The sequence below is a fragment of the Gammaproteobacteria bacterium genome (assembly GCA_003696665.1).
GTDB lineage: Bacteria > Pseudomonadota > Gammaproteobacteria > Enterobacterales.
The window spans coordinates 1-2,739 of the sequence record RFGJ01000292.1 but is presented as its reverse complement, the minus strand read 5'-3'; the positions used below and the strand labels follow the sequence as shown (position 1 = coordinate 2,739).

The window sequence follows — 2,739 nt, the reverse complement described above, 5'->3', positions numbered from 1 at the left end:
ATCATGGTTTTCTCGCCACTCAAGAAGCTGCGCTCATACGCCTGCAAACTACGCAGAAAATCAAAGAACGCCTTATCCTGGTTATAGGCTTCCGCAAACACGCGGGCTGCCTCGGCTTCAGCCGCAGCACGAATGCGACGCGCTTCTAAACTTGCACGGGCTTTGATAATGGTGACTCTCTTATCGGCCTCAGCACGAATCACTGTGGCCTCTTTTCTGCCCTCTGAACGCAACTGGGTCGCGACCCGATTACGTTCTTCCCGCATGCGTCGATAAACGCTTTTTGACACATCTTCCGGCAAATTGGCCTGTTTGACACGCACATCAATAATTTTAATGCCAAGCTCCGGCGCTGCTGCGTTGGCTTCATGCCGAATATTGTCCATGATAGATTCTCGCTGTTTATAGATGACATCGGTGATGGTATGTCGGCCAAATTCGCTGCGCAGCGCATTATTGACAATACGTTCGAGCAATAATAGTGCCTTGCTCGTCATGCCTTGGGTGCGCAGATAATATTGTTCAGGGTCCTCGATCCGCCATTTGACAAACAGATCCACCATCATGTCCTTTTTTTCGCTGGTGCCGACCCGTTCTGCGGGGCGGTCCATGGTCTGCACGCGTCTATCCAAACGCACAACCTTGGTCACAAAGGGCCAACGAAAATGCAGACCGGGGCCATATACTTTCAAGTTGCCATCGGCGTTACGCTCAATTTTGCCGAACACGCGGACAAATCCGGTTTGATACTGATCGATGGTGAAGACACTGTTCAAAACCAGAAGTAACGCCAGTGCGACGGCACCGAGAATCAGTGGTGTGCGAAATTGGTTCATTGTTTCGCCTCCTGCTGCTGGCGCTGGCCGCGCAACCATTGGTCTAATGGGAGCACGTTGAGCGTGCCACTTTCTTTGTCGATGATGATTTTCGGGTTGTTCGCCAAGATCCGCTCCATTGTCTCAAGATAAAGTCGGCGCTTGGTCACTTCCGGCGCCATCCGGTATTCCGGCAAAAGCTTGTTGAAGGTTGCCACTTGGCCTTTGGCTTCAGCCACAACGCGCTCTTTGTAACCACGCGCCTCTTCGACTAGCCGCTTAGCTTCACCTTCTGCGGCCGGCACCACTTTGTTGGCGTACGCCTCGGCTTCATTTTTATAGCGTTCCTTGTCTTCTCGCGCCTTAATGGCGTCGTCAAACGCCGCCTTGACCTCGTGCGGTGGCCGGGCATCTCCCAAAGTCACCTGCGTCACGCGCACACCAGCCTTGTATGCTTCAAGAATCTGTCGAAGTTCCTCTTCAACCCGACGCCGAATTTCCGCTTTCCCCGCCGCCAGAATGTCATCCAGCGACGAATCGCCGATCACTTGTCGCAGGGCCGCCTCCGTCGCACTTTTTACCGTGAGATCGGGGTCGGTGAGACTGAAAATATAGGCTTCTGGATCTTCGACTCGATATTGCACGCCAACATCGACCAAGACGATATTTTCGCCTTTGGTCAACATTTCTCCATGGATTTGATGGCTACGGATACTTGTCACGTCCACGAGAATCTTTCGATCAATGCCTGGCGGCAACCAGTGAAGTCCGGGCATCTCAATACGGTCAAAAGCGCCAAAACGCAAGATCACCGCGCGCTCTTGCTCTTTTACCGTATAAATGCCGTTGAGGGCCCAAATCACGATGGCAACGATGATAAATGGCCAAGGCCCCAAGCCCTTATTGCCGCGACCGGCGCCCGGCTTACCACCACCGGTCAGTTTCCGCCAGTATTGGCTTATCAACTTATCGAGTTCAGGTGGACCATCATTCTTTGGTGAATGGCTCCACGGATCTTTGTCATCAGGTTTGTTCCAAGGCATTGAATTTCCCCTCGTTAAAATTGCTCACATCCTAGGCCATAAAAGCATTGAAGTCGACCTCCTCTTTCTGGCGCAGACGTTCCCACGCCACTTTCGAAGATCGCACATGCAACAATGACGAACCATCATCGGCCACTGTTTCGGAGATGATCATCTGTTGTTGGTACAGTCGAGCGCGAATACGAGCTGCTTCAGGCGGTAACTTAAGTTTGAGATCAACGATGGTGTCCCCAAGCCCACGAACAATGGCCTCTTTAAGCAGGGACAGTCCCTTGCCGGTTTTCGCCGACAGCCACACCGATGGCTCCTCTGGCGGCTCGGCATCACGCCATTTTGCTTCGATCGACGCCAGTCGATCGATCTTATTGTAAATGCGTATCCTAGGCACCGTCTCAGCGCCAATTTCGTCCAGCACTTGTTCAACTTGCTCGATATTTTCGTCGCGTCGCGGATCTGACGCGTCAATCACATGTAATAGTAACTGCGCTTCCCGCGTTTCTTCCAAGGTGGCACGAAACGCGGCCACCAAATCATGAGGCAGGTGCCGAATAAAACCTACGGTATCAGCTAAGATAAAGGGGCCGGTTTCTGACCAATGGATTTTCCGCAACGTAGGGTCCAATGTCGCGAATAATTGATCCGCGGCATACACGTCGGCTTGTGTGAGCCGATTAAACAAAGTGGATTTTCCCGCATTGGTGTAGCCGACAATGGCGACAGTCGGAAGCGACGCTCTTTTGCGGCCACGTCGGCCTTGCTCGCGTTGACGAGTGACCCGTTCTAATCGTGCCTGAATCCACCGCATCCGCTCACGAATCAGTCGTCGGTCCGTTTCAAGCTGCGTTTCACCAGGCCCGCGCAGCCCAATGCCTCCTTTTTGT

At 52.8% G+C, this 2,739-nt stretch carries 3 protein-coding genes; all 3 read right to left on the bottom strand.

Features of this window, described 5'->3' with window-relative positions; all coding sequences use genetic code 11:
* The coding region (locus D6694_07985) for a protease modulator HflC (GenBank protein RMH42408.1) at positions 1–836 on the bottom strand (836 nt) is incomplete at its 3' end.
* Entirely contained in the window at positions 833–1,858 is a 1,026-nt protein-coding gene (gene hflK / locus D6694_07980) for an FtsH protease activity modulator HflK (protein RMH42409.1), read from the bottom strand. The genes hflK and D6694_07985, both read right to left, overlap by 4 nt.
* A gap of 31 nt (positions 1,859–1,889) precedes the next feature.
* Positions 1,890–2,739: GTPase HflX (gene hflX / locus D6694_07975; GenBank protein RMH42407.1), on the bottom strand; the 850-nt coding region annotated here is incomplete at its 5' end.